We start from the raw sequence: 22,253 nt of genomic DNA, 5'->3' as shown, positions 1-22,253 counted from the left end.
TGGACAGCTGATCGGAAAGGTGAAGGATGATGACATCGATATCGACGTACCTGCCCCAGAGGATAAGGAAGACCCGGTAAGCCCCGAGGAACCGGATACTGGAACAGTTGATAATGGTGGTGAAGGCAGTAATAAGGAAGAAAACAGCAAACCATCCAGGGATCCGAACAATGCTGCATCGGGAGAGCAGGGAGCATCAGCGATCCGGAATTTTTATCCCAACATCACAGCGGCGAATCAACAGCGCTATGGGATCCAAAGAAATGGAACAGATAAGAATGGAAGAGCGTATTACAAGTGGGAGGAAAAGGCCGAGCGCCTGACGATCTATCCGGCATTATTTGAAAAAGCGAAGGAAGAGCAGAAGAACATCGTGATGCGCGTCGTGGACAGGAGCGAGGGCAAGATGCATTACCGACTGCGACTGTTATACAGTGATATCAAGGATATGAAGGAAACGACGCTGGATTTTGAATTTGGAGCGAAGTGCAGCCATAAGGAAGCGATGTATGAAATGAGTGGAACCAATGACATCACATATCTGTTGCAGTGTGAGCAGGCGCATGTGAGCATACCGGTGTATATCGGGATCGGAGTACCTGCGAGCTGGGATCACGCATACGGAGTGTATCAGTATTCGGTAGAACAGCGGGATCTGGTCTACGTCCGAAAGGACCTGCAGATCGATGAGGAGAACATCATCGAGGTGAGGATGGCACCGGGGAAGGACTATGTGTTTTCACAGCGCAGTCTGCCGGTGGAGGAAAAGAGTCTGAACACGTGGGTGAGCGGACTGGTCGGTGGAAGCCGAAGGGTGGATCAGAAGCTGGCACTGGGAAGCACGGCGATGTTTGCGGCAGCGGGATTCCTCGGCGTGAGTCTGGTCGGCGGCCTGTATTTGAAAAAGAGCGGAAAGGGAAGCAGGATAAGGAAGAGACGTAAGGAGAGTTGAAGGTATGTGTGTAAGAAGATATGAGGACAACTGGGGAGAGCTGAAGGGGAAGCTGATGGAGAAGGATGTGCTGGAGGTGCTGTCGCTGAGTGCGTTCTGCAGGGATGAGCAGGATCTGGAGGAGAAGCTGCGCTACTGTGGGGAAAAGGATATCCGTCTACAGGTGAAGGATGCGCGGATATCTCCGGATGTATATCTGGACATCCTGTATCTGATGAAGCGGGAGGAACGAAAGAAGCGGGAGGAGCTGAAGAAGGCGCAGTATAAGGGGATCGTGAAGGCACTGGAGAAGAAGAAAGAGGGAGCGGGGAGCTATGGAAGACCGCGTGCGAGTCTGCCGGAGGACTTCAAGGAACAGGTGGAATACTGTCAGAAGAATCATATCCCGCTGGAGACCTATCGCAGAAGGACCTCACTGAAAAAGGCGACCTTCTATAAATATGTGAAGCAGTTATCAGAAAATCGCTGTTAATTATGAAAGAAATGCTCTATGGGCCATATCCGACTGTATGTGATATGGTCTTTTTATAAAAACAAAAGACCATAAAGCTTTTCATATATTTTTCCTATATGCATTTTCCTGACTGATGTTCTTCAGGAGATGTCATCTGTGCCAAAGCAATCTAAATAGGTTCCTCACCGGATAAAGTATATATGCGAAATGGATTCATTCCAATAAAAAGAGACCATGTGATCGGAAAATCTGCATAAATACAGGAGAAGCGTATATGAAAATGGTCTGCATTGTAATAAATTACATAATGTCATGAAAATATGTGAAAAATTTGCAGAAAACACTTGAAAAAGAATGTGCAAACGCATATAATAGAACTATCAATTTTAACGGTAATTGATTATTTTTCAGGAAAAGAGGAGAGAGGAACATGGGAAACTTTAAGAAATTTATGGCCATGGCTGCAGTTAGCTGTATGGCTTTGACAACGATGACTGCCTGTGGAAACAGCGGTGATGCAGGCTCCGGTGATGGAGATACGAACGAAATCAAAATCGGTTTAAACTATGAGCTGTCCGGGGAAACAGCAAACTACGGTACGCCGGAATATAACGGCTCTATGCTTGCTATCAAACAGGCAAATGCAAACAAGGACAACAAGTTCAGCTATAAGGCAATTAAAGGAGATAATAAATCTCAGGCGGATGAATCCACAAACGTGGCTACCAAGCTGATTACATCCGACGGTGTAAAGGGAATTGTAGGACCGGCAACCTCAGGGGCATCTGCGGCAACCTATCAAATCGCATCCGACAATAAGGTGCTGGTGGTATCACCATCTGCGACAGCAACCAATGTAACACTGCAGGATGGTAAGACAAAGGAAAGCGTATATCCATATGTATTCCGCGTCTGCTTTGAAGACCCTTATCAGGGAGCTGCGATGGCAGTGTACGCAAAGGATACCTTAAAGAAAACCAAGGCTGTTGTCATTTCTGACTCCAGCTCTGATTATGCGAAAGGTCTTTCCAAGGCATTCCAGGATAAATTCAAGGAAAAAGGCGGAAAAATCGTAACCGAGCTGAACTATCAGGCAAAGGATACCGATTTCAACGTACAGCTGACAAAAATCAAGGGAATGGACTTTGATGTGATCTATATCCCTGGATATTATAATGAGGTAGGTCTGATTATCAAGCAGGCTCGTGAAATGGGAATTGATGTACCGATCGTCGGTGGTGACGGATTTGATTCCACTGACCTTGTGAAGCTGGCAGGGAACAAAAACCTGAACGATGTATTCTTTACAACTGCGTATACAACGGTAGATGCAAGCGATGCACTGACACAGTTTATTGCGGACTACAAGAAAGAATACAATGAAGATCCAAGCATGTTCTCCGCTCTGGCTTACGATGCTACAAATGTTTTGATTCAGTCCTTTGAAAAGGCAGGAACAGCAGACTCTGAAGCTGCACAGAAGGCGATGGCAGAGCTTGACTTCAAGGGTGTAACCGGAAGCTTTACCTTTGATGAAACACATACACCGAAGAAGGCTGCCCTGGTTGTAGAGCTGGTTGACGGCGAACAGAAGAATGCAGTAGAAGTTGATCCGAACAAATAGTAGAATACGATGAAGTATAGAATAGGGGAAAGATATTCTTTCTCCTATTTTCCAGTATAGAGGGGTGAAGTTATGACAGAATTTTTTCAACAGCTGGTAAACGGTCTTTCCATTGGCAGTATCTATGCTCTGATTGCATTGGGATATACGATGGTATATGGGATTATCAAGCTGATCAATTTTGCGCATGGTGATATTTACATGCTTGGTGCCTATGTGGGATTCATCTCCATAGCACAGCTACATTTGGGCTTTTTTCCGGCTCTGCTGCTGGCCATGGTGGTCTGTGGTGTGCTGGGTGTTGTTATTGAACGCATTGCGTATAAGCCTTTGCGGCATGCGACACGAATTGCGGCGCTGATTACGGCAATCGGTGTCAGCTATTTTCTGGAATATTCCACACAGAAGGTCATGGGGCCGGGGGTAAAAACCTATCCGTCCGTCTTAAGCAATCAAACCTTCCATGTGTTCGGCATTCAGATTCAGATGCAGCAGATTTATATTCTGGCGATTACCATCATTCTGATGCTCGCATTGCAGTTTATCGTACGCAAGACGAAAATCGGACGTTCCATGCGTGCTGTTTCCGTGGATGCGGATGCGGCGAAGCTGATGGGCATCAATGTGGACGCAACGATTTCCTATACCTTTGCCATCGGCTCTGCACTCGCAGGTGCCGGCGGTGTTCTGGTTGGTATGTATTACAATACGATCAATCCGCTGATGGGTATGGTTCCCGGTATCAAGGCCTTTGTCGCTGCGGTATTCGGTGGAATCGGTATTATTCCGGGTGCGATGTTTGGCGGCTTCTTCATCGGTATTGTTGAGGCGCTTGTCACTGCATACGGAAGCTCCTTATATAAGGATGCCGTTGTATATGCTATTTTGATTCTGATTCTGATCATCAAGCCGGCAGGATTGCTGGGCAAAAATGTGAAAGAGAAGGTGTAGGCGTATGAAACATATCTTTAGTAAGCTGAACCTTTGCTGGATTTTATTCACGACGGCATTGTTAACGATCATCACGCTGCTCATGCAGGGCGGTGTTATCAACTTCTATTATCAGAGTACCTTATATACGATTGGAATCAATATGATACTGGCAATCTCCCTGAACCTGATCATCGGTGTGACCGGTCAGTTCTCGTTAGGACATGCCGGCTTTATGTGCATTGGTGCCTATGCGGCTGCCATCATTACAAAGGCAACGCCGAATCTGGGTGGCTTTGCGCTTGCGGTTGTCATCGGCGGTGTGATTTCTGCGCTTGTCGCTTTGATAGTCGCTATTCCAACCCTGCGATTAAAGGGCGATTATCTGGCGATTGCAACGCTTGGTTTTTCTGAAATTGTACGTATCATCGTATTGAATATGACGATTACCAACGGGGCTGCCGGTCTGTTCGGTATTCCGAAGCTGACGACCTGGCCGCTGCTGCTGTTTTGCTTGATCGTATCACTGCTGATCGTATTGAACTTTTCACGCAGTGCACCCGGACGTGCCTGTATTTCCATCCGTGAGGATGAAATTGCATCCGAAGCAATGGGAATCAATACGACAAAGTATAAGACGATTGCCTTTGTGATCGGCGCTGTTCTGGCATCCTTGGCCGGTGCCTTGTATGCCTGCAACTTCTATGTTGTAAAGCCGGATCTGTTCACCTTCAATAAATCTGTGGACATCCTGATTCTGGTTGTATTCGGCGGCATGGGAAGCTTTACCGGTTCCATTGTTGCGGCGGTTGTCATCGGTTTTATCAATATGTATCTTCAGAATTTTGCGGATGTCCGTATGATTATTTACGGAGCCGCGCTGGTACTGATTATGGTCTTTCGTCCGGAGGGCCTGTTTGGAACCAAGGAATTCACCTTCTCGGGTCTGTTAAAGCGGTTCTCGAAAAAGAAGGAGGTGCGTTAATATGGCTTTGTTGAAAGTGAGTGGACTGACAAAGAACTTCGGCGGTCTTTGTGCGGTATCCAATGTTCATATGGAAATCAATGAACAGGAGCTGATTGGGCTGATCGGACCAAACGGTGCCGGAAAGACGACGCTGTTCAATCTGCTTACCGGTGTTTATGAGCCGAGTGAGGGAAAAATTGAGCTGAATGTCGATGGCGAGATGAAGGAAATCGGCGGTATGAAGCCGTATGCGGTAACGCGTATGGGGCTGGCGAGAACCTTCCAGAATATCCGCCTGTTTAAAAATCTGACAGCACTGGATAATGTGAAAATCGCAATGCATAAGAATATTAAATACGGAACCCTGCAGGCAATTCTGCGTACACCGAACTACTATCGTGAGGAGGAGCGTGTAAAGCAGCAGGCAGAGGAGCTGTTAAAGGTGGTACATCTGTATGACAAGCGAAATGAGCTTGCCAGCAATCTTCCCTATGGGGAACAGCGTCGTCTGGAAATCGCCAGAGCGCTTGCCACACAGCCGAAGGTATTGTTTCTGGATGAGCCGGCAGCCGGTATGAATCCACAGGAAACAGCGGATCTGACCAGACTGATTCATCAGATCAAGGATGACTTCCATCTGACGGTGATCCTGATTGAGCATGATATGTCGCTGGTTATGACGATCTGTGAGCGAATTTATGTGCTGGATTATGGAAAATGCATTGCCAATGGTGTTCCGGAAGTGATCAAGAACGACAAGCGCGTCATTAAGGCGTACTTGGGGGAGGATATTTAAGATGCTGAAGGTAGAGAAATTAAATGTCCACTATGGCGTGATTCATGCATTGAAGGATGTATCCATGGAGGTTAAGGAGGGGGAGATCGTCTCACTGATCGGTGCCAACGGTGCCGGTAAGACGACTCTGCTTCAAACCATCAGCGGCTTGCTGAAGAAAACAAGCGGAGAGGTTATGTTCCTTGGCAAATCGATGAACAAGGTCAGTGCCAAGAATATCGTAAAGGAAGGTATCACACAGGTACCGGAGGGACGGCATATCTTTCCCGGTATGAGTGTGTATGAAAATCTTTTGATGGGTGCCTATCTGCGTAAGGACAAGGACGGTATCAAAGCGGATTTGCAGGATATTTACCAGCGGTTTCCGATTCTGGAGAAGCGAAGCTCACAGGATGCTTCCACCTTATCCGGAGGAGAACAGCAGATGCTGGCGATGGGACGTGCGCTGATGGCCAGACCGAAGATTTTGTTGCTGGATGAGCCGAGCATGGGACTTGCACCGATTCTGGTAAAGGAAATCTTCAACATCATCAAGGATATCAATGAAAAAGGGACAACCGTTCTGCTTGTTGAACAGAATGCAAAGATGGCATTGTCTATCGCGGATCGTGCCTATGTTATGGAAACGGGCAATATCGTCATGACGGGAACTGGCGCAGAGCTGGTCAATAGTCCTGAAATTCAGAAAGCATACCTGGGAGGATAATATTATGTACGTAAAAAACAGAATGACAAAGCATCCGATCTGTATCGATGTGAATAGTAAAATCAGTGATGTCGTCGATATCATGAGTGAAAAGGAGCTGCACCGTATCCCGGTCATCAGCGGCAAAAAGCTGGTTGGTCTGGTTACAGAGGGCATGATTTCCAAAAAGGGTGCCAGTAAGGCAACCAGTCTGAGTATTTATGAGCTGAATTACCTGCTTTCAAAGACAAGCGTGGATGCGATTATGATCCGTGATGTCATCACGATTCATGAGGACCGTTTTCTGGAGGATGCAGCACTGCTGATGTACAAGCATGATATCGGCTGTCTGCCGGTTGTCAACGATGCCAATGAGGTTGTTGGCATTCTGACAAGTAACGATGTTCTTTCTGCATTCCTGGATATTCTGGGCTATCGCACAAGCGGAAGCCGTGTTTGTATCGAAGTCAAGGACGAGCTGGGAACGATTGGGAAAATCTCGGAAATCTTTGTCCGTAATAATTGCAATATCACACATCTGGGGGTATATTCCCAGCACAACGGCTTTGCGGATATGATCATCCGTATTGATACCTTCCAGACAGACGCATTGGCGAGTGATCTGGAAGCAAACGGATACAAGGTGTTAAGCATTACCAAAAATCCGAATTAACACAGCAGGATATACGCATCGAAATATCCAGCGACAAGCGAAATGAGAAAAGGGGTTGTTTGTATGCCAAAGTATATCATCAAACGTGTGCTGATCGGATTTGTGACACTGTTTGTACTAGCCAGCGTGACATTTTTTCTGATGAAGGCGACACCGGGATCACCATTTTCCCTGGCAAAGTATAAGACACCGGAAGCACTGGCTGCCGCAGAAGCTAAGTATAATCTGGATAAGCCGCTGATGGAGCAGTATGTGATCTACCTGAAGGGGGTCGCACAGGGGAATCTTGGGGAAAGTATGATCAATACCGGACGCAGTGTTTCCTATTATATCAAAACCGGATTTCCGGTAACGGCACGTCTGGGGCTGATTGCCTTTGTTCTGGCTCTTGTGGGAGGAATTGCGCTGGGGACTGGGGCAGCGTTATCACGGCATAAGTGGGTGAACAACCTGTGTATGTTTGTGGCAACGATCGGTGTCAGTGTACCGTCGTTTCTGATTGCGATGATCATGCTGATTATATTCGGGGTACAGCTGCATATTCTGCCGTTTATCGGATTGAACAGTCCGCTGAATTACATCATGCCGGCACTTTCACTTGCGTTTTATCCCATCGCCATGATTGCCCGCCTGACCCGTTCCAGTATGCTGGAGGTTATGAATCAGGATTATATCATTCTGGCGCGCTCCAAGGGGACGCCATATAAGAAGGTTGTCATCAAGCATGCTTTGAAAAACGCCATGCTGCCGGTGGTAACCTATGCAGGTCCGATGTTCGCCTTCATGCTGACGGGAAGCTTCGTCATTGAGAGCGTCTTCTCAATACCGGGCATCGGCAGTGCGTTTGTATCCTGTATTACAACACGAGATTATCCGATTATCATGGGACTGACAATATTCCTTGGTTTCCTTGTCATCACCTTTAATCTGATTACTGATATCCTGTCCGCCATCATTGATCCGCGGATCAAGCTGGATTAGGAGGTGAATGCTATGAGTGACAAAATACTGCAGGAAGAATTGAGTGACGATCTGTTTGAACGTCTGGATGATTCTGAAAAAAATGCAGAAAAAATAGCGTATGAAAGCCGGACCTATCTGGCAGATGCATGGCATCGGTTTCGACAGAACAAGCTGGCATTTGTGGGCTTCTGCTTTCTGATGTTCATGCTGCTGTGTGCGATTATCATACCGATGGTATCCCCCTATACCTATGACGGTCAGAATCTGGCAATCCGCAATGTAGGTCCATCCCTTCAGCATCTGATGGGAACGGATAAATTCGGCCGTGATATTCTGGTGCGTATCATGTGGGGCGGGCGCGTATCCTTAAGCGTCGGCTTTGCGGCTGCCCTTATTTCTCTTGGTGTCGGTGTCCTCTACGGAGGAATTGCCGGCTACTTCGGTGGTAAAATCGATATGATCATGATGCGGTTTGTGGATATGATGTATTCCATACCGGATATGCTGTATGTCATTATGATCGTTGTGGTTATGGGGCCGTCAATGAGCTCCATTCTGATTGGTATTTGTATTTCCTCCTGGATGGGAATGGCCCGACAGGTGCGCACACAGGTCATGACGCTGAAGGAACAGGAATTTTCCCTTGCGGCCAAGGTGCTAGGCGCGGGTAGCGGGCGTATTATTTTCAAGCATCTGATTATCAACAGCATGGGGCCGATCATCGTCTCCGTTACCATGCTGGTGCCGAGTGCGATTTTCTATGAGGCCTTTCTGGGCTTTTTGGGAATCGGTCTGAGTGCACCGCAGGCAAGCTGGGGAACACTGGCGAATGAAGCGAGAAGCACCCTGACCTCCTATCCGCTGCAGACACTGTGGCCGATTCTGGCAATCTGTCTGACAATGCTGGCATTGAATTTTATCGGAGACGGACTGGGGGATGCCCTGGATCCGAAGAAAAAGAAGAAGTAGGGAGGAAATCATATGAGTATGCTGGAAATTAAACACCTCTCTACCGATTTTGAAACAGAAAACGGAATGGTACATGCTGTACGTGATGTATCCCTGTCTGTGGATAAGGGAGAGGTTTTAGGAATCGTAGGGGAGTCCGGTTCCGGAAAGAGTCAGACGATGTTTTCCGTTATGGGCCTGTTGTCAGGAAACGGAATCGTAAAGGATGGCAGTATAACCATCGACGGCAAGGAAATATCGCCAAAGGCATTTTCCGAGCGTAAGGAATATGAACAGGTCATGGATCGCATCCGCGGTAATGATTTGGCGATGATCTTTCAGGACCCGATGACCTTTCTGAATCCGGTTCTGCGTATTGAAACGCAGCTGATTGAGCCGATTATGAATCACGTGGATATATCGAAGGAAGAAGCGAAAAAGCGTGCAATCGAATTGATGCGCAAGGTTGGCATACCTTCACCCGAGACTAGAATACGGCAGTATCCGCATCAGTTTTCCGGAGGTATGCGGCAGCGTATCATCATCGCGATCGCACTGGCCTGTGATCCGAAAATCATCATTGCCGATGAGCCGACAACGGCGCTGGATGTGACCATACAGGCACAGGTTCTGGAATTGATTTCCCATCTGAAGGAGGAAATTGATTCGGGTATTATCATGATTACCCATGATCTTGGTGTCGTTGCCAGTATCTGTGATCGTATCGCGATTATGTATGGTGGAAAAATTGTGGAAACCGGTACAGTGTTTGAAATTTTTGAACATCCGCAGCATCCGTATACGATTGGTCTGCTGTCCTGTATTTCCAATCCGAATGAGCTTGAAAAAAAGGAACTGCATCCGATTCCGGGAAGTCCTCCTGATCTGTTGAATATTCAGGATACCTGTCCGTTTGCGGATCGCTGTACAGCTGCCATGAAGATATGCAAAATGCGCATGCCGCAGGAAACACAGCTATCTGATACGCATCGCTGTTCCTGCTGGCTGCAGCATCCCAAGGCGCGTAAAGGTGGTGAGGCTCAATGAGTGATGCAGTATTGAAGGTGGAAAACCTGAAGGTACATTTTCCTGTCAAGGGTGGTCTGTTCACAAAAAAACAGGTGGTAAAGGCCGTAGACGGTGTCAGCTTTGAAATCTATCCAAAGGAAACCTTCGGGCTGGTTGGAGAGAGCGGCTGTGGAAAAAGTACCACCGGACGTGCAATCGTCAAGCTTTATGAGCCGACAAGCGGAACGGTGTATTACCATGGTGAGGACGTTACCAAGATCAAAGGCGGCCATCTTGCGGAATTCCGCAGAAATGTACAGATGATTTTTCAGGATCCCTATGCAAGTCTGAATCCTCGTATGACGGTTGGAGAAATCATCCGTGAGCCAATGGATATTCATCATATTTTTAATACAAAGGAAGAACGGGAACAGCGTGTTCGCGAGCTGCTGGATATCGTCGGGCTGAAGCCGGATCACATCCGCCGTTACCCGCATGAATTTTCCGGAGGGCAGCGTCAGCGTATCGGCATTGCCAGAACGCTTGCCTTGCATCCGCAGTTCATCGTCTGTGATGAGCCGATTAGTGCATTGGATGTTTCCATTCAGGCACAGGTCATCAATCTGTTGGAGCATATCCAGAAGGAGATGGGCATTTCCTATCTGTTTATTGCGCATGATTTAAGTATGGTAAAGCATATATCCGATCGCATCGGTGTTATGTATCTGGGAAATCTGGTGGAAATCGGAGACAGCGATGATGTGTATCACCGTCCGCTGCATCCGTATACACAGGCGCTGTTGTCAGCGGTACCGATTCCCGATCCCCGTGTTGCCAGAGAAAAGAAACGAATCGTACTGGAGGGAGAGCTGCCGAGTCCGCTGGATACCCCGAGCGGCTGCGTATTCCGTACCCGCTGTCCCAATGCCACAGAGCGCTGTGCCAGAGAAAAGCCGGGAATGGTGAATGTGGGGAAACGAACGGTTGCCTGCTTCCTGTATGAAAAATAATGCGATTATATAACCTGTAAAACGAAGCACTGCCATAAGGCTGTGTTTTCGTTTTTTTGAAAGAAAGGAAAAGGTATGGCAGACAGCTGTTATACATGCTGTGACTGTACCAGGAGAAGGATTATGAACAAGGGTTTGCTGTTTGTATTAACCGGCGCCAGCAGTGTGGGAAAAAAGGATATCCGTGACCGGCTGCTTGGTGATGAACAACTGCATCTGAATTATTCCATTTCCATGACAACACGCCCTAAACGCGAGGAGGAAGTGGATGGCAAAGATTATTATTTTGTCAATCATGAAGCCTTTGCACAGGCTTTGCGAAATCGTGAACTGCTGGAGTATACGGAGTTTGACGGCTATTATTATGGTACACCGAAGCATCAGGTGGATTTTCTGTTAAATAGCGGAAAAAATGTCATGATTGAGGTGGAAGCACAGGGCGTTGGACAGATTAAGCTGCAATATCCGGATGCTCTGTGCGTATTTGTAGAACCAGAAAGCATGGAGGAGCTGGAGAAACAGATCATGCTGAGATATCGGGATGATACTGCCAGTGCCCAGCGTAGAATTTCCAAGGCACTGGTCGAACTGGAGCTGTCCACACTGTTTCGCCATACCGTAAAAAATACGGATGTCAATGCAGCATATGAAGAAATACGAAAACTGCTGGATGAGCAGCTGTGCGAAAGAGGAAACAAAGCATGAAGAAGAGCATAGAGAAAAGCGACCTCTATCAGCTGCATTTGCTGAGTGGTTTGAAAGCATCCCCTTCCGGAAGCCGTCTGGTCTATGTACATACGCAGATGGTGGAGGCAGCGGATGAATACGAGAAAAGTCTGTGGCTGCACCAGGGAGATAAGAGCATCTGTATTTATCAGAAGCAGAAATTCTCCAACTTTCTGTGGGAAAATGAACATACACTGCTGATTCAAAAGCCTGTCGAGCAAGAGAAAACGGAATTCGTCCGTCTGCATCTGGATACCCTTTGTATTACGCCTGCCTTTACAATACCTGCGAATGTTGTACAGCTGCAGAGGATAAGCGAGCAGCGGTATGCTTATCTGGCAGAGGAATCTGTTCAGAAGAATAATGACGATGATACCATCGTGCTGACACAGATTCCATTCTGGGATAACGGTGTCGGCTATATCAGCGGGAAGCGAAACTACCTGTATGTCTTTGATGAGGAAAGTCAGCTATCCACAGCGTTGTTTGAAGGAAACTGGCATGTGGAAAACCTGGCGGTTTCAAATTCGCGTATTGTGTGCAGTGCCCAGGAGTATACCACAAAGAAACCGCTGACGCAGGGAATCTTCACCTTTTCCACAGATACGCTGCGGAAAACAGAGCTTGTCAGCTGTGACACCCTGCGCATTGAAGCTGTTGTCTGTGAGGAAGATACGATTGTTTTTACAGGAACGGATATGCTGGAGTATGGCAACGAGGAGGCTGCGGATTTCTACAGCTGGACAGAACAGCAGGGGGTTAAAAAGCTGCTGGATTGTGAGCATTACGCATATTGCAATATTGTGAGCGACTGCCATGTCGGAGCTTCGACCTCCATCATGATGAAGGATCAGATCGTTTACCATCTGAAAAATGAAAATGGGCGCTGTCTGCTGTATGCATTGTCTATGGACGGCAGGGATATCTGTCTGACGCCGTCTGGTAATGTGATACGGGATATTGCCGTGAGCGGACAGGGCTGTTATACATTGGAAATGGAAGAAAACGCGTTGGAGGAAATATATTTACGCAAACCCGATGATTGTCAGAAGCTGACGAATTGGAATGCGGAGTATTTACAGACACATATGCAAGCACAGCCAAAGGAAGTCCTATATACCAATTCTGAAAAAAAGATACAGAAAGGATGGGTTTTGTATCCGGCTGACTATGTGGAAGGAAAACAATATCCGGGACTGTTGAGTATCCATGGAGGACCACGTTGTGCATATGGAAATGTTTTCAACCATGAAATGCAGATGTTTGCGTCCATGGGGTATATGGTGTTTTACACAAATCCAAGGGGCAGTGATTCCTATGGTGAGGAGTATGCGGATTTGCGTGGAAAGTATGGTACGATTGATTATGAGGATTTGATGGCGTTTACGGATGCAGTGATTCAGGAGACCCCGGCACTGGACAGCGAGCGCTTGGGCGTGCTAGGTGGAAGCTATGGCGGTTTTATGACAAACTGGATTATCACGCAGACAGACCGGTTTCAGGCTGCTGCTTCCCAGCGGAGTGTTGCGAACTGGACATCGGATTTCGGTACCAGCTGTATCGGCTATACCTTTGATCCCAATGAAATGCAGACAACGCCATGGAAGGACGTCATGAGCATTTGGAAGGCTTCTCCGCTTGCATATGCAGACCGTGCAAAGACACCCACGCTATTCATCCATTCGCTGGAGGATTATAACTGCCCGTTGAGTGAGGGATTGCAGATGTTTACGGCTTTGCAGTATCATGATGTGGAAAGCCGTATGTGTCTGTTTCCTCAGGAGAATCATGAGCTGAGCAGGAGTGGAAAACCAAAGCATAGATTACGCAGACTGCAGGAAATGGCAGACTGGTTCGATGCACATTTGAAATAAGCATGTCATAAGGCGATTCTGCTATAGGGAATCGCTTTTTTCGCTTTCATAACTTTTAAACTCATGGTAGCGGAGAAAGTTTATAAAACAGATTTGTTATATCCGAAAAAAATAAGAACAACCTCATGTATCGAGGAGGGCCTTAAAAAACACCTATTTCATCAGAGTGATAAATTTTAATCGATATCCAAATCGTATTCTCCTACAGTCTTCTTTATTCTCCTATTTCATGATTGATAATAGGAGAATATGAGCGTTGATAGGAGAATATCTTTAATATCCCCTTATGAGCCTTGGTTTTTCTCCTGAAAATTTGCTATAATAGGAGAATAATGAGGTGGTATGGAATGAGACAGTTTAATTATCTGGAGATCAGAGATAAAAAATGGGATTTGGAAGTCCTAACATTGATTGCTAAAATCCATGAATATAAGGGAAAACAGGAACTCTATATCAAACAGAAACCAATGATTTTTGATAAATTAGTAGAAATTGCGAAAGTACAAAGTACTGAAGCATCAAATCAAATTGAAGGCATTGTTACGACGGACACAAGAATCAAACTGCTAGTCAACGAAAAGACATCACCGCAAAACAGGGATGAAGAAGAGATTGCCGGTTATCGAGATGTTCTGAATATGATTCATGAAAGTCATGAATATATCCCAATCCAAAGCAATTATATCCTGCAGCTTCATAAGGTTCTATATAGTTATTCAGGAGAATCTTTTGGTGGAAAATTCAAGAATACGCAAAATTACATTGCAGAAATACGAGCTGATGGAACCAGAGCTGTTCGATTTCAGCCGTTAGCTCCCTATGAAACATCACAGGCAATCGATGTAATTTGTGAAAGTTACAATCAAGCAATCGCTGCAGATATTGAACCCTTGCTGTTAATTCCATCCTTTATCACAGATTTTTTGTGTATCCATCCTTTTAATGATGGTAATGGTCGAATGTCACGACTTATGACCGCATTGCTACTTTATAAGAGCGGATTTGAGGTGGGAAAATACATCAGTATAGAAACTAAAATCGCTAAAACAAAACTAAATTATTATGAAGCATTGCAGGATATCGATGAGGGATGGCATGAAGGAAGCAATGATGTCACACCCTTTATCAAATATCTTCTAGGCGTCATTTTAGCTAGCTATAGAGATTTCGAAAATCGTTTAGAATTGGTCGAAGAAAAGAAACCGGCTCTGGAGATGGTACGGAATGCCGCAAAAGAACAAATAGGCAAATTTACAAAAGCTCAGATCGTTGAGTACTTACCTGCGCTTCGGCGAGCCGCAGTTGAAAAATCCCTGAAAATATTGGTGGATGAGGGGGAAATTACCCGTCATGGCGGCGGTAGATCTACATTCTATACTAGAAACGATTAGGGTGGAGTGTCCCAAAGAGTTGGAGGACAATAAAATTCTCTACTGAAAGTAGGATATGAGAAAAATAAAGCATTATTCTATATCAATATTTCTTCTCGTTTACCTCAAAAAGAGCGCTTGGAAAGAATAAAAAGGAGCTTATGGTCCTATGAAGATGCTTCCGATTGATATAGAAAACTTTAAAGATAAGATGACAATGATGAAAGATGTATACAGCGAAAAGGTTGCGTTTTATACCAGACCAAGAAGGTTTGGGAAAACTTTAAACATAAGCAGGCGCTGCCCGCCCTGACGTGCTGTATTATTTCTTTACAAACAAGGAAAAAGAAAACAGCTACTTGTTTAACGGATTAGAAATCTCAAAGGATGAAGAAGCATGTAAACATCAGAATTAGTATCCTGTTTTGTTTTTAACATTGAAGGATATGAAAAGGAATCTGTTTGATGCGCAAATAGATAAATTTAGTGATCGTGGACAGGGCTGTGATGACAAAGCTATCTTAGCAACAAAACACATACAATTAGCGTGTATTTTGATATAACCTGAATACTTTTTAAATGGAGGAATAATTTCAAAAAAATTATGAATTTAGGTTTTCTTAACAAATGAGTTCAAATATACTCTAAATTCAAGTAAAACAATCAGGCGTATAAATCACTGATAAAAGACCTGCATGCTTAATTTTCTGTAAACACTTTTACTTTTATATAAGTTTTGTGTTGAAAGTATTTACATTTATTGAAAAATATTCAAAAAGAATGTATGATAATAAATGTAAAAGGAGAGAAACTGTATGAAAAAGCTAAAAAAACTAATGTTATCGCTCTTCATGGGAATCAGTGTTCTCAGCCTGAGTGCCTGCGGGGGCGGGGAAGAGAGCAGCAATGAACTCAAGGTTGCACTTGGCGGACAGATCACCAGTCTGGACCCGGCGCGTGCGGATGACACGTATTCCATGATCGTAATTCAAAACATGTATCGTACCCTGTTCAAGCTGGACAAGGATGGTAATCTGGTGAAGGATCTTTGTGAGGACTATAAAGTCAGCGAGGATGGGAAAACCTACACATTTACCATTAAGGACGCAAAATGGAGTGACGGTAAGGCTGTAAAGGCGGATGACTTCGTTTACGGTATCAAACGAGGACTTACGTATGGTGCTGACAATGCCTATAATGCGCAGGATGGACGAAAATACATCGTTGGAGCGCAGAAGGCATTTGACAAGGATATGAAAGTAAAGGATATGAAGGATGTCGGTGTGAAAAAGGTGGATGATAAAACCTTTACCGTAGAACTGATTCAGCCGGTTCTGTATTTTGATAAACTGATGACACAGGGAATCTATACGCCACTTCGTTCCGATATCGCAAAGGAAAAGGATTCTGAATGGTCTTTATCCGCAGATGTACCGGTAAACGGTCCATTTAAGGCAGAAAGCGTAAATCCTGCTGACGCGGTTGACCTTGTGAAGAATGCCGATTATTATGAGGCAGACAAAACAACGCTGGAAAAGCTGCACTTCAAGGTTATGGAAGATAGCGTTTCGCAGTATCAGGGCTATGAGGCCGGAGAGATTGATTTCGCTACCTATGTCGCTAATGAAGGATATACCAATTACAAGGGCAAGGATGATTTGTATCGGGTAGATCCATATGTATCCAATTACTTTATTGATATCAATTCCTTATCCACAGAAAATAAGGCGTTGCAGGATGTTAATGTTCGTAAGGCAATGGCTATGGCTGTTGATCGTGACGGTATTGTAAAGGTGCTGGATACTGGAGATTATGTAACGCCGCTGTTTGGTCTGGTTCCTCATGGAATTCAGGGAGAAAAGGAAGACTTCCGAAAAGAAGCAGATGATGCCGGTAACTATATCAAATACGATGTAAAGGCTGCGCAGGCACTTATGAAGAAAGCAGGTTATTCTGATAGTAAAAAGCTGACAATCAAATATAAGACCACAGGGCAGCAGGTAAATATGGATATTGCACAGATACTGCAGGAGCAGTTCAAGAAAATTTATATTGATCTGAAAATCGATCAGGTGGAACAGGGTGTATTCTATACGCAGGTCGATGGCGGACAGTTTGAAACAAGCCGCTATGGTCTGAGTGCTACCACACTGGATCCTGCTGCAGCGTATCTTGGCATGTGGCAGAAGGAATCACAGCCGGTTCTTGTTTTCGATGATGCAGAATACGAAGATCTGATGGCGAAGGCTGCATTGGAAACAGATGCAGCGAAGCGTATGCAGCTGTTGCATGATGCAGAAAACCGCATGATCGTTGAACAGGCTTACTTCATTCCACTGGTAACAAATACACAGGTAATGCTGAAAAAGCCAGGTGTGAAGGGGCTGGAGCGTACACCGGCAGCAATGTTCTATTTTGAACATGTAACAATCGAATAGCATAAGAAAGAAACAGGGAGCCCTTCTCTGTTTCTTATTCAATGTGTGCGTCTTGCTTTCACTGCTCGTCCGATCAAGGGATGTTCTATGGATGTGGCAATGTGAGACTGTTATGGAAATAGCAAAGCAAATAGGATAAGGGAGGCTATCATATGAAGAATGAAAGAAAAAAGCGGCTGGAACAGCTGTATGTGGATTGCGTGCAGCAAAAGGCAGAGGAAATCAGCAAATGGATATACGACCATCCCGAGGATGGAGATCAGGAATTTTTGTCAAGTGCTTATCTTTGTGAACAGCTGAAGGAGGAAGGTTTTTCTGTACAGCTGCCGTACGGCTCTTTAAAGACAGCATTTCGATGCGAGCTAAAGGGTAGTAAGCCAGGTCCGACCTATGCGTTTTTAGCAGAATATGATGCGCTGCCAGGTTATGGAGAAGAGCACAATGAGCTTGGACATGCCTGCGGACACAACTGGATTGGAGCGGTATGTGCGGGAGTGGGGCTCATGTTTGCACAAATGAAGGAGGAGCTGGAGGGAACGATTGTAATTATGGGGACCCCGGCTGAGGAAACAACTGGTGGAAAATGCGTTCTTGTTGAGGAAGGTGCGTTTGATGATGTAGATTTTGCATTCCAGCTGCATCTGGGAGCGGAAAATAATGCGCATGTCGTCACGCTGGCAATGGATTCCCTGGAATTCACCTTCCATGGATTAGCAGCCCATGCTGCAGCGTATCCGCATCTGGGCGTCAATGCATTGGATGCGGTAAATCTGATGTTTACGGGAATCAGTTATCTGCGGCAGCAGATGCGCAATGATACGCGAGTGCATGGAATTATCACCAAGGGTGGAGAAGCATGCAATATCATTCCGGATTTGTGCGTATGTAAATTTTACATCCGTGCAGCCGATAAGGCTTATATGGAGGAAATCAGTGCAAAGATTATCAACATTGCCAAGGGAGCTTCCCTGATGACAGGGGCGCAAATGGAATATCGTAATTTTGAAAATACCTATTATGATCTAATCAATCTGGAAAGCTTTCAACAGCTGTATGTGGAAAACGCAAAGCTTTGCGGCTCCGGTGACTTTGTGGACAGTGATGCAGATGCCAGCGGCTCCAGTGATGTAGGAAATGTATCGCATGTCTGCCCGATGATGTACAGCGAACTGGCATTGGGAGGACCAACACCTGCCTATGCGCATGATGTGAAGTTTCTGGAATATCTGAAGCTGCCCTGTGCTGATGATAAGCTCAAAAAGGGAATTATCAGTCTATGTCTTACAGTATTTGATTTATATGAAGCGGATCAGCGCGCCAGCATATGCAAAGAGTTTGAAAGTAAAAAGGGGTAGTGTCAGCATATGATTTCATCAAAGGAAATATTCTGTATGTGTAATCCTATCATGAAATCTGTAAATAGGGCGATGAACAAGCTATAGTATCAAAGATACAGCGGTGGTCTATATGCGCGTTTTATGCCTGATATAGAATGACATGGAACAGCGGCATGCGTAGCTTTTCATGATATTTACGCTAGAATAATTTGCATTTCCATGTTTGTACGAAAAGATATCATATGAAAAATTCATACACATTTCATGAAATCCGCCTTTTTATAGCAGATTGAAAATGCTAGTTTTCCAGACTATCTTTGAAAAAAGCGCACCAAAGCTGCAAATTGTTGGTTTTTATAAGAATTTATCAGGTTTTATGTGTAGATAAGCTTGCAACATATGGAAATTTAATATATTATATAGTTATGTAAATGTTGAGTTTTTATATATTGTAAGGGCTTTACGATATATAACACAAACGGAAAGAGGGAACGTATGAAAAAATTATTAACTGCAGCTGCTTGTGCTGCAATGACACTGGGAGTATGTGCTGCTCCTATCAATGCTGCCAGCGGTATTAACAAGGCGGAACAGGATGTTCTGGATTACATGGCAAAGGGTGTTACGATTCAGGGTCAAACACTGGCATATGTACCGGCGAGTGAAGAGTACAAAACCATGGAGGACTATTTTAATCTGGATGGTGTGGATCTGAGCGATAAGGATGTTAAAATAATCAAGGATTCTGCGAAAAATGTGCAGACTTTCCTTGAGAAACACTGGGAAGATGAAGTTACTCCTGCGCTGATGAATGAAATGGTTGATCTGATGAAGCCTGCGATGGAAACAATCGGATTCAATATTGCTTATGATGCAGTAAAGGATACACTGACAATCACAGACAGCAACGGAGACGTTATCTATACGCAGAAGAACGTCGTTTATGAAGAGGAAAAAGAAACCGGAAAAGAGAAACCAGCTGCAAAGCCAACAATTAAGGATAAGATAAAACCAGCTGTAAAACTGGAAAAAACCGGTGAGGATTTCTCAAGTACATATGCAATTTTTGGTAGCTTAGCAGTCATCCTGGCAGGTGCTGGTATCGTAGCTTCCAGAAAAAAGACTATTAAAGAATAAACGTGAACAAGGCTTTTAGAAAAATAATGGTGTGGATCACTGTACCATTATTTTTTCTTCTTATCGGATACCTGATCATGCTTTTGATTGCACAGCCGTACATTCGTCCAGTGACATCGCTGTATCAGATGATAGCGCAGGATCAGGCTCCGGATTTCTCCAGCACTGCCAGGGATTTATATTCGGATAAAAAGGGACTTCCGAGCGATGGGGAATTAGATGCATTGGACATTAAATCCGTAAGAGTTGGTGATACCATGGGAAAGATTATGATAGAAGCAGCCGATATTGATGTTCCCTTGATTTACGGCTCTACCGATGAATGTCTGTATGTTGGTGCAGGGATTCGTATCCAATCGGGGAAACCGGGTTACGGAAAACCGGTTATGATTGCGGGACATACCATACCGTATTTCAAGAATCTTGGGATCGTAAAAAATGGGCAAATCATAACGATTGAAACCTATTACGGAATTTTCAAATATAAGATCACAGGATCACAGGTAGCGGATGCCAGTGATACTTCCGCTTATGATCTTTCACAGAACAAAGAGCAGCTGATTCTTTTTACCTGTTATCCGCTGGATGGCGTAGGGGAGAAGGAAGACCGTCTCTTTGTATACGCGGATAAGGTGAGCGGACCAAGAGTGGTAGGTGATACTAAATGAAGCGCAGAGAAAAGCTGTTAGGTGGTATGTTTTCTTTCTTTATCGCATTCTTTCTGTTCCTGCTGCTGTTTGTCTGTATATCCAAGGCAACCTTGCTGAATAAGGGATATTTGTTATCAACATTGGATAAAACAGAGTATTATACAGCAGTCACGAAGGAGCTTACCGAGGACTTTAAAAAAAGTGCGGGGGCTGCAGGCTTCCAGCCTTCCATCTATGATGGTTTTTTGAAGGAAGCAGACGTAAAAAAAGAGGCAGTTGCATTTATTGACACCAGCTTTACAGGCAAAACAGCTGTAGTGGATCAAAAGAGCTTCATGGACAAGCTGGACACATATTTACAGAAGATCATTCAAAAAGAAAAGCTGAAGCTGGATGAGGATGGAAAGCTGCGGCTGCAAAATTATGTGAAAGTAAATGCCAAAGGATATAAGCAATACGTACAGTTTCCGTTTATTCAATATATCGTGATGGGCGTACAGATGATGGACAGAATTCTACCCTTTGCTATTGGAGCATGTGTGCTGCTGTTGCTGCTTTCTGTGATTTTCCTAATACGTATGAAATTGAAAAAGGAGGATACGCTTCTGTTTCTTGGAAGTGCGGCAGGAGGCGCCGGATGGATGCTGGCATTGTTACCGGCAGGTATATTGCTGGGAGGCTTTACACATAGAATCCGTCTGGAACCGGAATACTTCTATAATTTCTTTGTGGCTTTTCTGGATGGCTATTTATGGCTGCTTATTCTATTTGGAATCGCATTGATACTCGTGGGAATCATTCTGATTTTGTTTATATTTAAAAAAAGAAATACTGCGAATGCTGCTGGAGAATAAAATCCAGCAGTTTTTTTCATATATTCCGTTCTCTTCTATGCTCTCATTATATGTCTGTGATTTTATTGACATGAAGCAATAAGTGATGAATAAGAAAGGGTGCACGCAATTTATTATTATGGAAATCTTACGTGACGAGTACGTACAGCATGTATTTCTGCCGGTGATATCCGCAAGCAATAAAAATGAAGTTGAGCGTTCTATCAAGAACTTTTATCGCAGACTGATTGCTCTGATTGAGCATGGCGAAATCAGAACGCTGCTGGATATGCAGGATGCCTCCGAGGTAATTGCACATTTTGAAGACATATAAACAGTATACACGCCGGATAGAGGAGACGTATACTGTTTTTCTGTTCTTTGGTATGTTTCCTTAAAATACGTTATAATCTACTTGACACTCCTGTGCACAGGAACGTTTACAATAAAGCAGAAGGAGGCGAATCACGATGTATACGATTAGTCAATTTTCCAAATTATGCAATCTTACAGTAAAAGCATTACGATATTATGACACAGAGGGACTATTGAAGCCGTCCTTTCGGAAGGCTGAAAATCACTACCGGTATTACAGTGATGAGGATTTAAAAACAGCACGGATGATTCAATATCTGCGCTCCCTTGATTTCTCCATCATGGAGATAAAGGATATTCTGGAGCATAATAAAGGGGAAGACCTTTCCTATATTCTGCAGGAAAAAATCAGCCATATTGAAGCAAACATTCGGAAAGAAAGACAACTATATTAAAGTCAAGTAGTAATTTATGAAAAAGTATGAAATATAAAATACTTGAAAATATAGTATTCGATCTTTGAAATTGTGAATGTAAATATGTTGAAAAGAACTATAGTTAAA

General features: G+C 44.5%; 22 protein-coding genes. All 22 read left to right on the top strand.

Going from position 1 to position 22,253, the window contains the following annotated elements:
* Nucleotides 1–952 (top strand): hypothetical protein (locus NE665_RS20185; protein WP_256302614.1); only part of this gene is annotated, 952 nt, incomplete at its 5' end.
* Between the two features lie 4 nt (nucleotides 953–956).
* Nucleotides 957–1,424: a hypothetical protein gene (locus NE665_RS20180; protein ID WP_256302613.1), complete on the top strand. Its 468-nt coding sequence runs from the start codon at nucleotides 957–959 to the stop codon at nucleotides 1,422–1,424.
* Between the two features lie 412 nt (nucleotides 1,425–1,836).
* Nucleotides 1,837–3,030, top strand: a complete 1,194-nt coding sequence (locus NE665_RS20175; RefSeq protein ID WP_117443148.1) for an ABC transporter substrate-binding protein — start codon at nucleotides 1,837–1,839, stop codon at nucleotides 3,028–3,030.
* Nucleotides 3,031–3,102: 72 nt separating this feature from the next.
* Nucleotides 3,103–3,981 carry a branched-chain amino acid ABC transporter permease gene (locus NE665_RS20170; RefSeq protein ID WP_117443147.1) on the top strand — a complete coding sequence of 293 codons (879 nt, stop codon included), beginning with the start codon at nucleotides 3,103–3,105 and terminating at the stop codon, nucleotides 3,979–3,981.
* A 4-nt stretch (nucleotides 3,982–3,985) separates the two neighbouring features.
* The gene (locus NE665_RS20165; RefSeq protein ID WP_117443146.1) at nucleotides 3,986–4,945 is read left to right on the top strand and encodes a branched-chain amino acid ABC transporter permease; all 960 of its coding nucleotides are present in this window, start codon (nucleotides 3,986–3,988) and stop codon (nucleotides 4,943–4,945) included.
* Nucleotide 4,946: 1 nt separating this feature from the next.
* A complete protein-coding gene (locus NE665_RS20160; RefSeq protein WP_117443145.1) occupies nucleotides 4,947–5,723 on the top strand; it encodes an ABC transporter ATP-binding protein in 777 nt (258 codons plus the stop codon).
* Between the two features lies 1 nt (nucleotide 5,724).
* Nucleotides 5,725–6,429 carry an ABC transporter ATP-binding protein gene (locus tag NE665_RS20155; RefSeq protein WP_117443144.1) on the top strand — a complete coding sequence of 235 codons (705 nt, stop codon included), beginning with the start codon at nucleotides 5,725–5,727 and terminating at the stop codon, nucleotides 6,427–6,429.
* 4 nt (nucleotides 6,430–6,433) lie between these two features.
* Nucleotides 6,434–7,081: a CBS and ACT domain-containing protein gene (locus NE665_RS20150; protein WP_002607326.1), complete on the top strand. Its 648-nt coding sequence runs from the start codon at nucleotides 6,434–6,436 to the stop codon at nucleotides 7,079–7,081.
* A gap of 63 nt (nucleotides 7,082–7,144) precedes the next feature.
* A complete protein-coding gene (locus tag NE665_RS20145; protein WP_117443143.1) occupies nucleotides 7,145–8,062 on the top strand; it encodes an ABC transporter permease in 918 nt (305 codons plus the stop codon).
* A gap of 12 nt (nucleotides 8,063–8,074) precedes the next feature.
* The gene (locus NE665_RS20140; protein WP_054344280.1) at nucleotides 8,075–9,013 is read left to right on the top strand and encodes an ABC transporter permease; all 939 of its coding nucleotides are present in this window, start codon (nucleotides 8,075–8,077) and stop codon (nucleotides 9,011–9,013) included.
* 12 nt (nucleotides 9,014–9,025) lie between these two features.
* A complete protein-coding gene (locus tag NE665_RS20135) occupies nucleotides 9,026–10,039 on the top strand; it encodes an ABC transporter ATP-binding protein (protein WP_117443142.1) in 1,014 nt (337 codons plus the stop codon).
* Nucleotides 10,036–11,010 carry a dipeptide ABC transporter ATP-binding protein gene (locus NE665_RS20130; RefSeq protein ID WP_117443141.1) on the top strand — a complete coding sequence of 325 codons (975 nt, stop codon included), beginning with the start codon at nucleotides 10,036–10,038 and terminating at the stop codon, nucleotides 11,008–11,010. The genes NE665_RS20135 and NE665_RS20130 overlap by 4 nt, the downstream gene beginning before the upstream one ends.
* A 123-nt stretch (nucleotides 11,011–11,133) precedes the next feature.
* A complete protein-coding gene (gene gmk, locus NE665_RS20125; protein WP_117443140.1) occupies nucleotides 11,134–11,715 on the top strand; it encodes a guanylate kinase in 582 nt (193 codons plus the stop codon).
* A complete protein-coding gene (locus tag NE665_RS20120; RefSeq protein ID WP_117443139.1) occupies nucleotides 11,712–13,610 on the top strand; it encodes a S9 family peptidase in 1,899 nt (632 codons plus the stop codon). The genes gmk and NE665_RS20120 overlap by 4 nt, the downstream gene beginning before the upstream one ends.
* A gap of 347 nt (nucleotides 13,611–13,957) precedes the next feature.
* Nucleotides 13,958–15,001: a Fic family protein gene (locus tag NE665_RS20115; RefSeq protein WP_117443138.1), complete on the top strand. Its 1,044-nt coding sequence runs from the start codon at nucleotides 13,958–13,960 to the stop codon at nucleotides 14,999–15,001.
* Nucleotides 15,002–15,795: 794 nt separating this feature from the next.
* Nucleotides 15,796–17,418, top strand: coding sequence for a peptide ABC transporter substrate-binding protein (locus NE665_RS20110; RefSeq protein WP_117443137.1), 1,623 nt, complete (start codon nucleotides 15,796–15,798; stop codon nucleotides 17,416–17,418).
* 152 nt (nucleotides 17,419–17,570) lie between these two features.
* On the top strand, nucleotides 17,571–18,773 hold the full coding sequence (locus NE665_RS20105; RefSeq protein WP_117443136.1) for an amidohydrolase: 1,203 nt from the start codon (nucleotides 17,571–17,573) through the stop codon (nucleotides 18,771–18,773).
* 477 nt (nucleotides 18,774–19,250) lie between these two features.
* Nucleotides 19,251–19,892 carry an LPXTG cell wall anchor domain-containing protein gene (locus NE665_RS20100; protein ID WP_233104797.1) on the top strand — a complete coding sequence of 214 codons (642 nt, stop codon included), beginning with the start codon at nucleotides 19,251–19,253 and terminating at the stop codon, nucleotides 19,890–19,892.
* A 77-nt stretch (nucleotides 19,893–19,969) separates the two neighbouring features.
* Nucleotides 19,970–20,560: a class D sortase gene (locus NE665_RS20095; protein ID WP_178759750.1), complete on the top strand. Its 591-nt coding sequence runs from the start codon at nucleotides 19,970–19,972 to the stop codon at nucleotides 20,558–20,560.
* Entirely contained in the window at nucleotides 20,557–21,396 is an 840-nt protein-coding gene (locus tag NE665_RS20090; protein WP_117443133.1) for a hypothetical protein, read from the top strand. The genes NE665_RS20095 and NE665_RS20090 overlap by 4 nt, the downstream gene beginning before the upstream one ends.
* A gap of 85 nt (nucleotides 21,397–21,481) precedes the next feature.
* The gene (locus NE665_RS20085) at nucleotides 21,482–21,709 is read left to right on the top strand and encodes a hypothetical protein (protein ID WP_233104798.1); all 228 of its coding nucleotides are present in this window, start codon (nucleotides 21,482–21,484) and stop codon (nucleotides 21,707–21,709) included.
* Nucleotides 21,710–21,845: 136 nt separating this feature from the next.
* Nucleotides 21,846–22,145, top strand: coding sequence for a MerR family transcriptional regulator (locus NE665_RS20080; protein ID WP_233104799.1), 300 nt, complete (start codon nucleotides 21,846–21,848; stop codon nucleotides 22,143–22,145).
* Nucleotides 22,146–22,253: the final 108 nt, after the last annotated feature.

Origin of the sequence: Clostridium sp. DFI.1.208 (assembly GCF_024463855.1) — a bacterium.
Taxonomy (GTDB): Bacteria; Bacillota_I; Bacilli_A; order Erysipelotrichales; family Erysipelotrichaceae; genus Clostridium_AQ.
Note: the sequence above shows the minus strand (reverse complement) of the source record. Positions and strands in the feature narration are given on the sequence as shown.

Excerpts from the sequence above, each read along its gene's own strand:
- NE665_RS20180 (WP_256302613.1), top strand. The coding sequence starts at position 957 with ATGTGTGTAAGAAGATATGAGGACAACTGGGGAGAGCTGAAGGGGAAG.
- NE665_RS20175 (WP_117443148.1), top strand. The coding sequence starts at position 1,837 with ATGGGAAACTTTAAGAAATTTATGGCCATGGCTGCAGTTAGCTGTATG.
- NE665_RS20170 (WP_117443147.1), top strand. The coding sequence starts at position 3,103 with ATGACAGAATTTTTTCAACAGCTGGTAAACGGTCTTTCCATTGGCAGT.
- NE665_RS20165 (WP_117443146.1), top strand. The coding sequence starts at position 3,986 with ATGAAACATATCTTTAGTAAGCTGAACCTTTGCTGGATTTTATTCACG.
- NE665_RS20160 (WP_117443145.1), top strand. The coding sequence starts at position 4,947 with ATGGCTTTGTTGAAAGTGAGTGGACTGACAAAGAACTTCGGCGGTCTT.
- NE665_RS20155 (WP_117443144.1), top strand. The coding sequence starts at position 5,725 with ATGCTGAAGGTAGAGAAATTAAATGTCCACTATGGCGTGATTCATGCA.
- NE665_RS20150 (WP_002607326.1), top strand. The coding sequence starts at position 6,434 with ATGTACGTAAAAAACAGAATGACAAAGCATCCGATCTGTATCGATGTG.
- NE665_RS20145 (WP_117443143.1), top strand. The coding sequence starts at position 7,145 with ATGCCAAAGTATATCATCAAACGTGTGCTGATCGGATTTGTGACACTG.
- NE665_RS20140 (WP_054344280.1), top strand. The coding sequence starts at position 8,075 with ATGAGTGACAAAATACTGCAGGAAGAATTGAGTGACGATCTGTTTGAA.
- NE665_RS20135 (WP_117443142.1), top strand. The coding sequence starts at position 9,026 with ATGAGTATGCTGGAAATTAAACACCTCTCTACCGATTTTGAAACAGAA.
- NE665_RS20130 (WP_117443141.1), top strand. The coding sequence starts at position 10,036 with ATGAGTGATGCAGTATTGAAGGTGGAAAACCTGAAGGTACATTTTCCT.
- gmk (WP_117443140.1), top strand. The coding sequence starts at position 11,134 with ATGAACAAGGGTTTGCTGTTTGTATTAACCGGCGCCAGCAGTGTGGGA.
- NE665_RS20120 (WP_117443139.1), top strand. The coding sequence starts at position 11,712 with ATGAAGAAGAGCATAGAGAAAAGCGACCTCTATCAGCTGCATTTGCTG.
- NE665_RS20115 (WP_117443138.1), top strand. The coding sequence starts at position 13,958 with ATGAGACAGTTTAATTATCTGGAGATCAGAGATAAAAAATGGGATTTG.
- NE665_RS20110 (WP_117443137.1), top strand. The coding sequence starts at position 15,796 with ATGAAAAAGCTAAAAAAACTAATGTTATCGCTCTTCATGGGAATCAGT.
- NE665_RS20105 (WP_117443136.1), top strand. The coding sequence starts at position 17,571 with ATGAAGAATGAAAGAAAAAAGCGGCTGGAACAGCTGTATGTGGATTGC.
- NE665_RS20100 (WP_233104797.1), top strand. The coding sequence starts at position 19,251 with ATGAAAAAATTATTAACTGCAGCTGCTTGTGCTGCAATGACACTGGGA.
- NE665_RS20095 (WP_178759750.1), top strand. The coding sequence starts at position 19,970 with ATGCTTTTGATTGCACAGCCGTACATTCGTCCAGTGACATCGCTGTAT.
- NE665_RS20090 (WP_117443133.1), top strand. The coding sequence starts at position 20,557 with ATGAAGCGCAGAGAAAAGCTGTTAGGTGGTATGTTTTCTTTCTTTATC.
- NE665_RS20085 (WP_233104798.1), top strand. The coding sequence starts at position 21,482 with ATGAATAAGAAAGGGTGCACGCAATTTATTATTATGGAAATCTTACGT.
- NE665_RS20080 (WP_233104799.1), top strand. The coding sequence starts at position 21,846 with ATGTATACGATTAGTCAATTTTCCAAATTATGCAATCTTACAGTAAAA.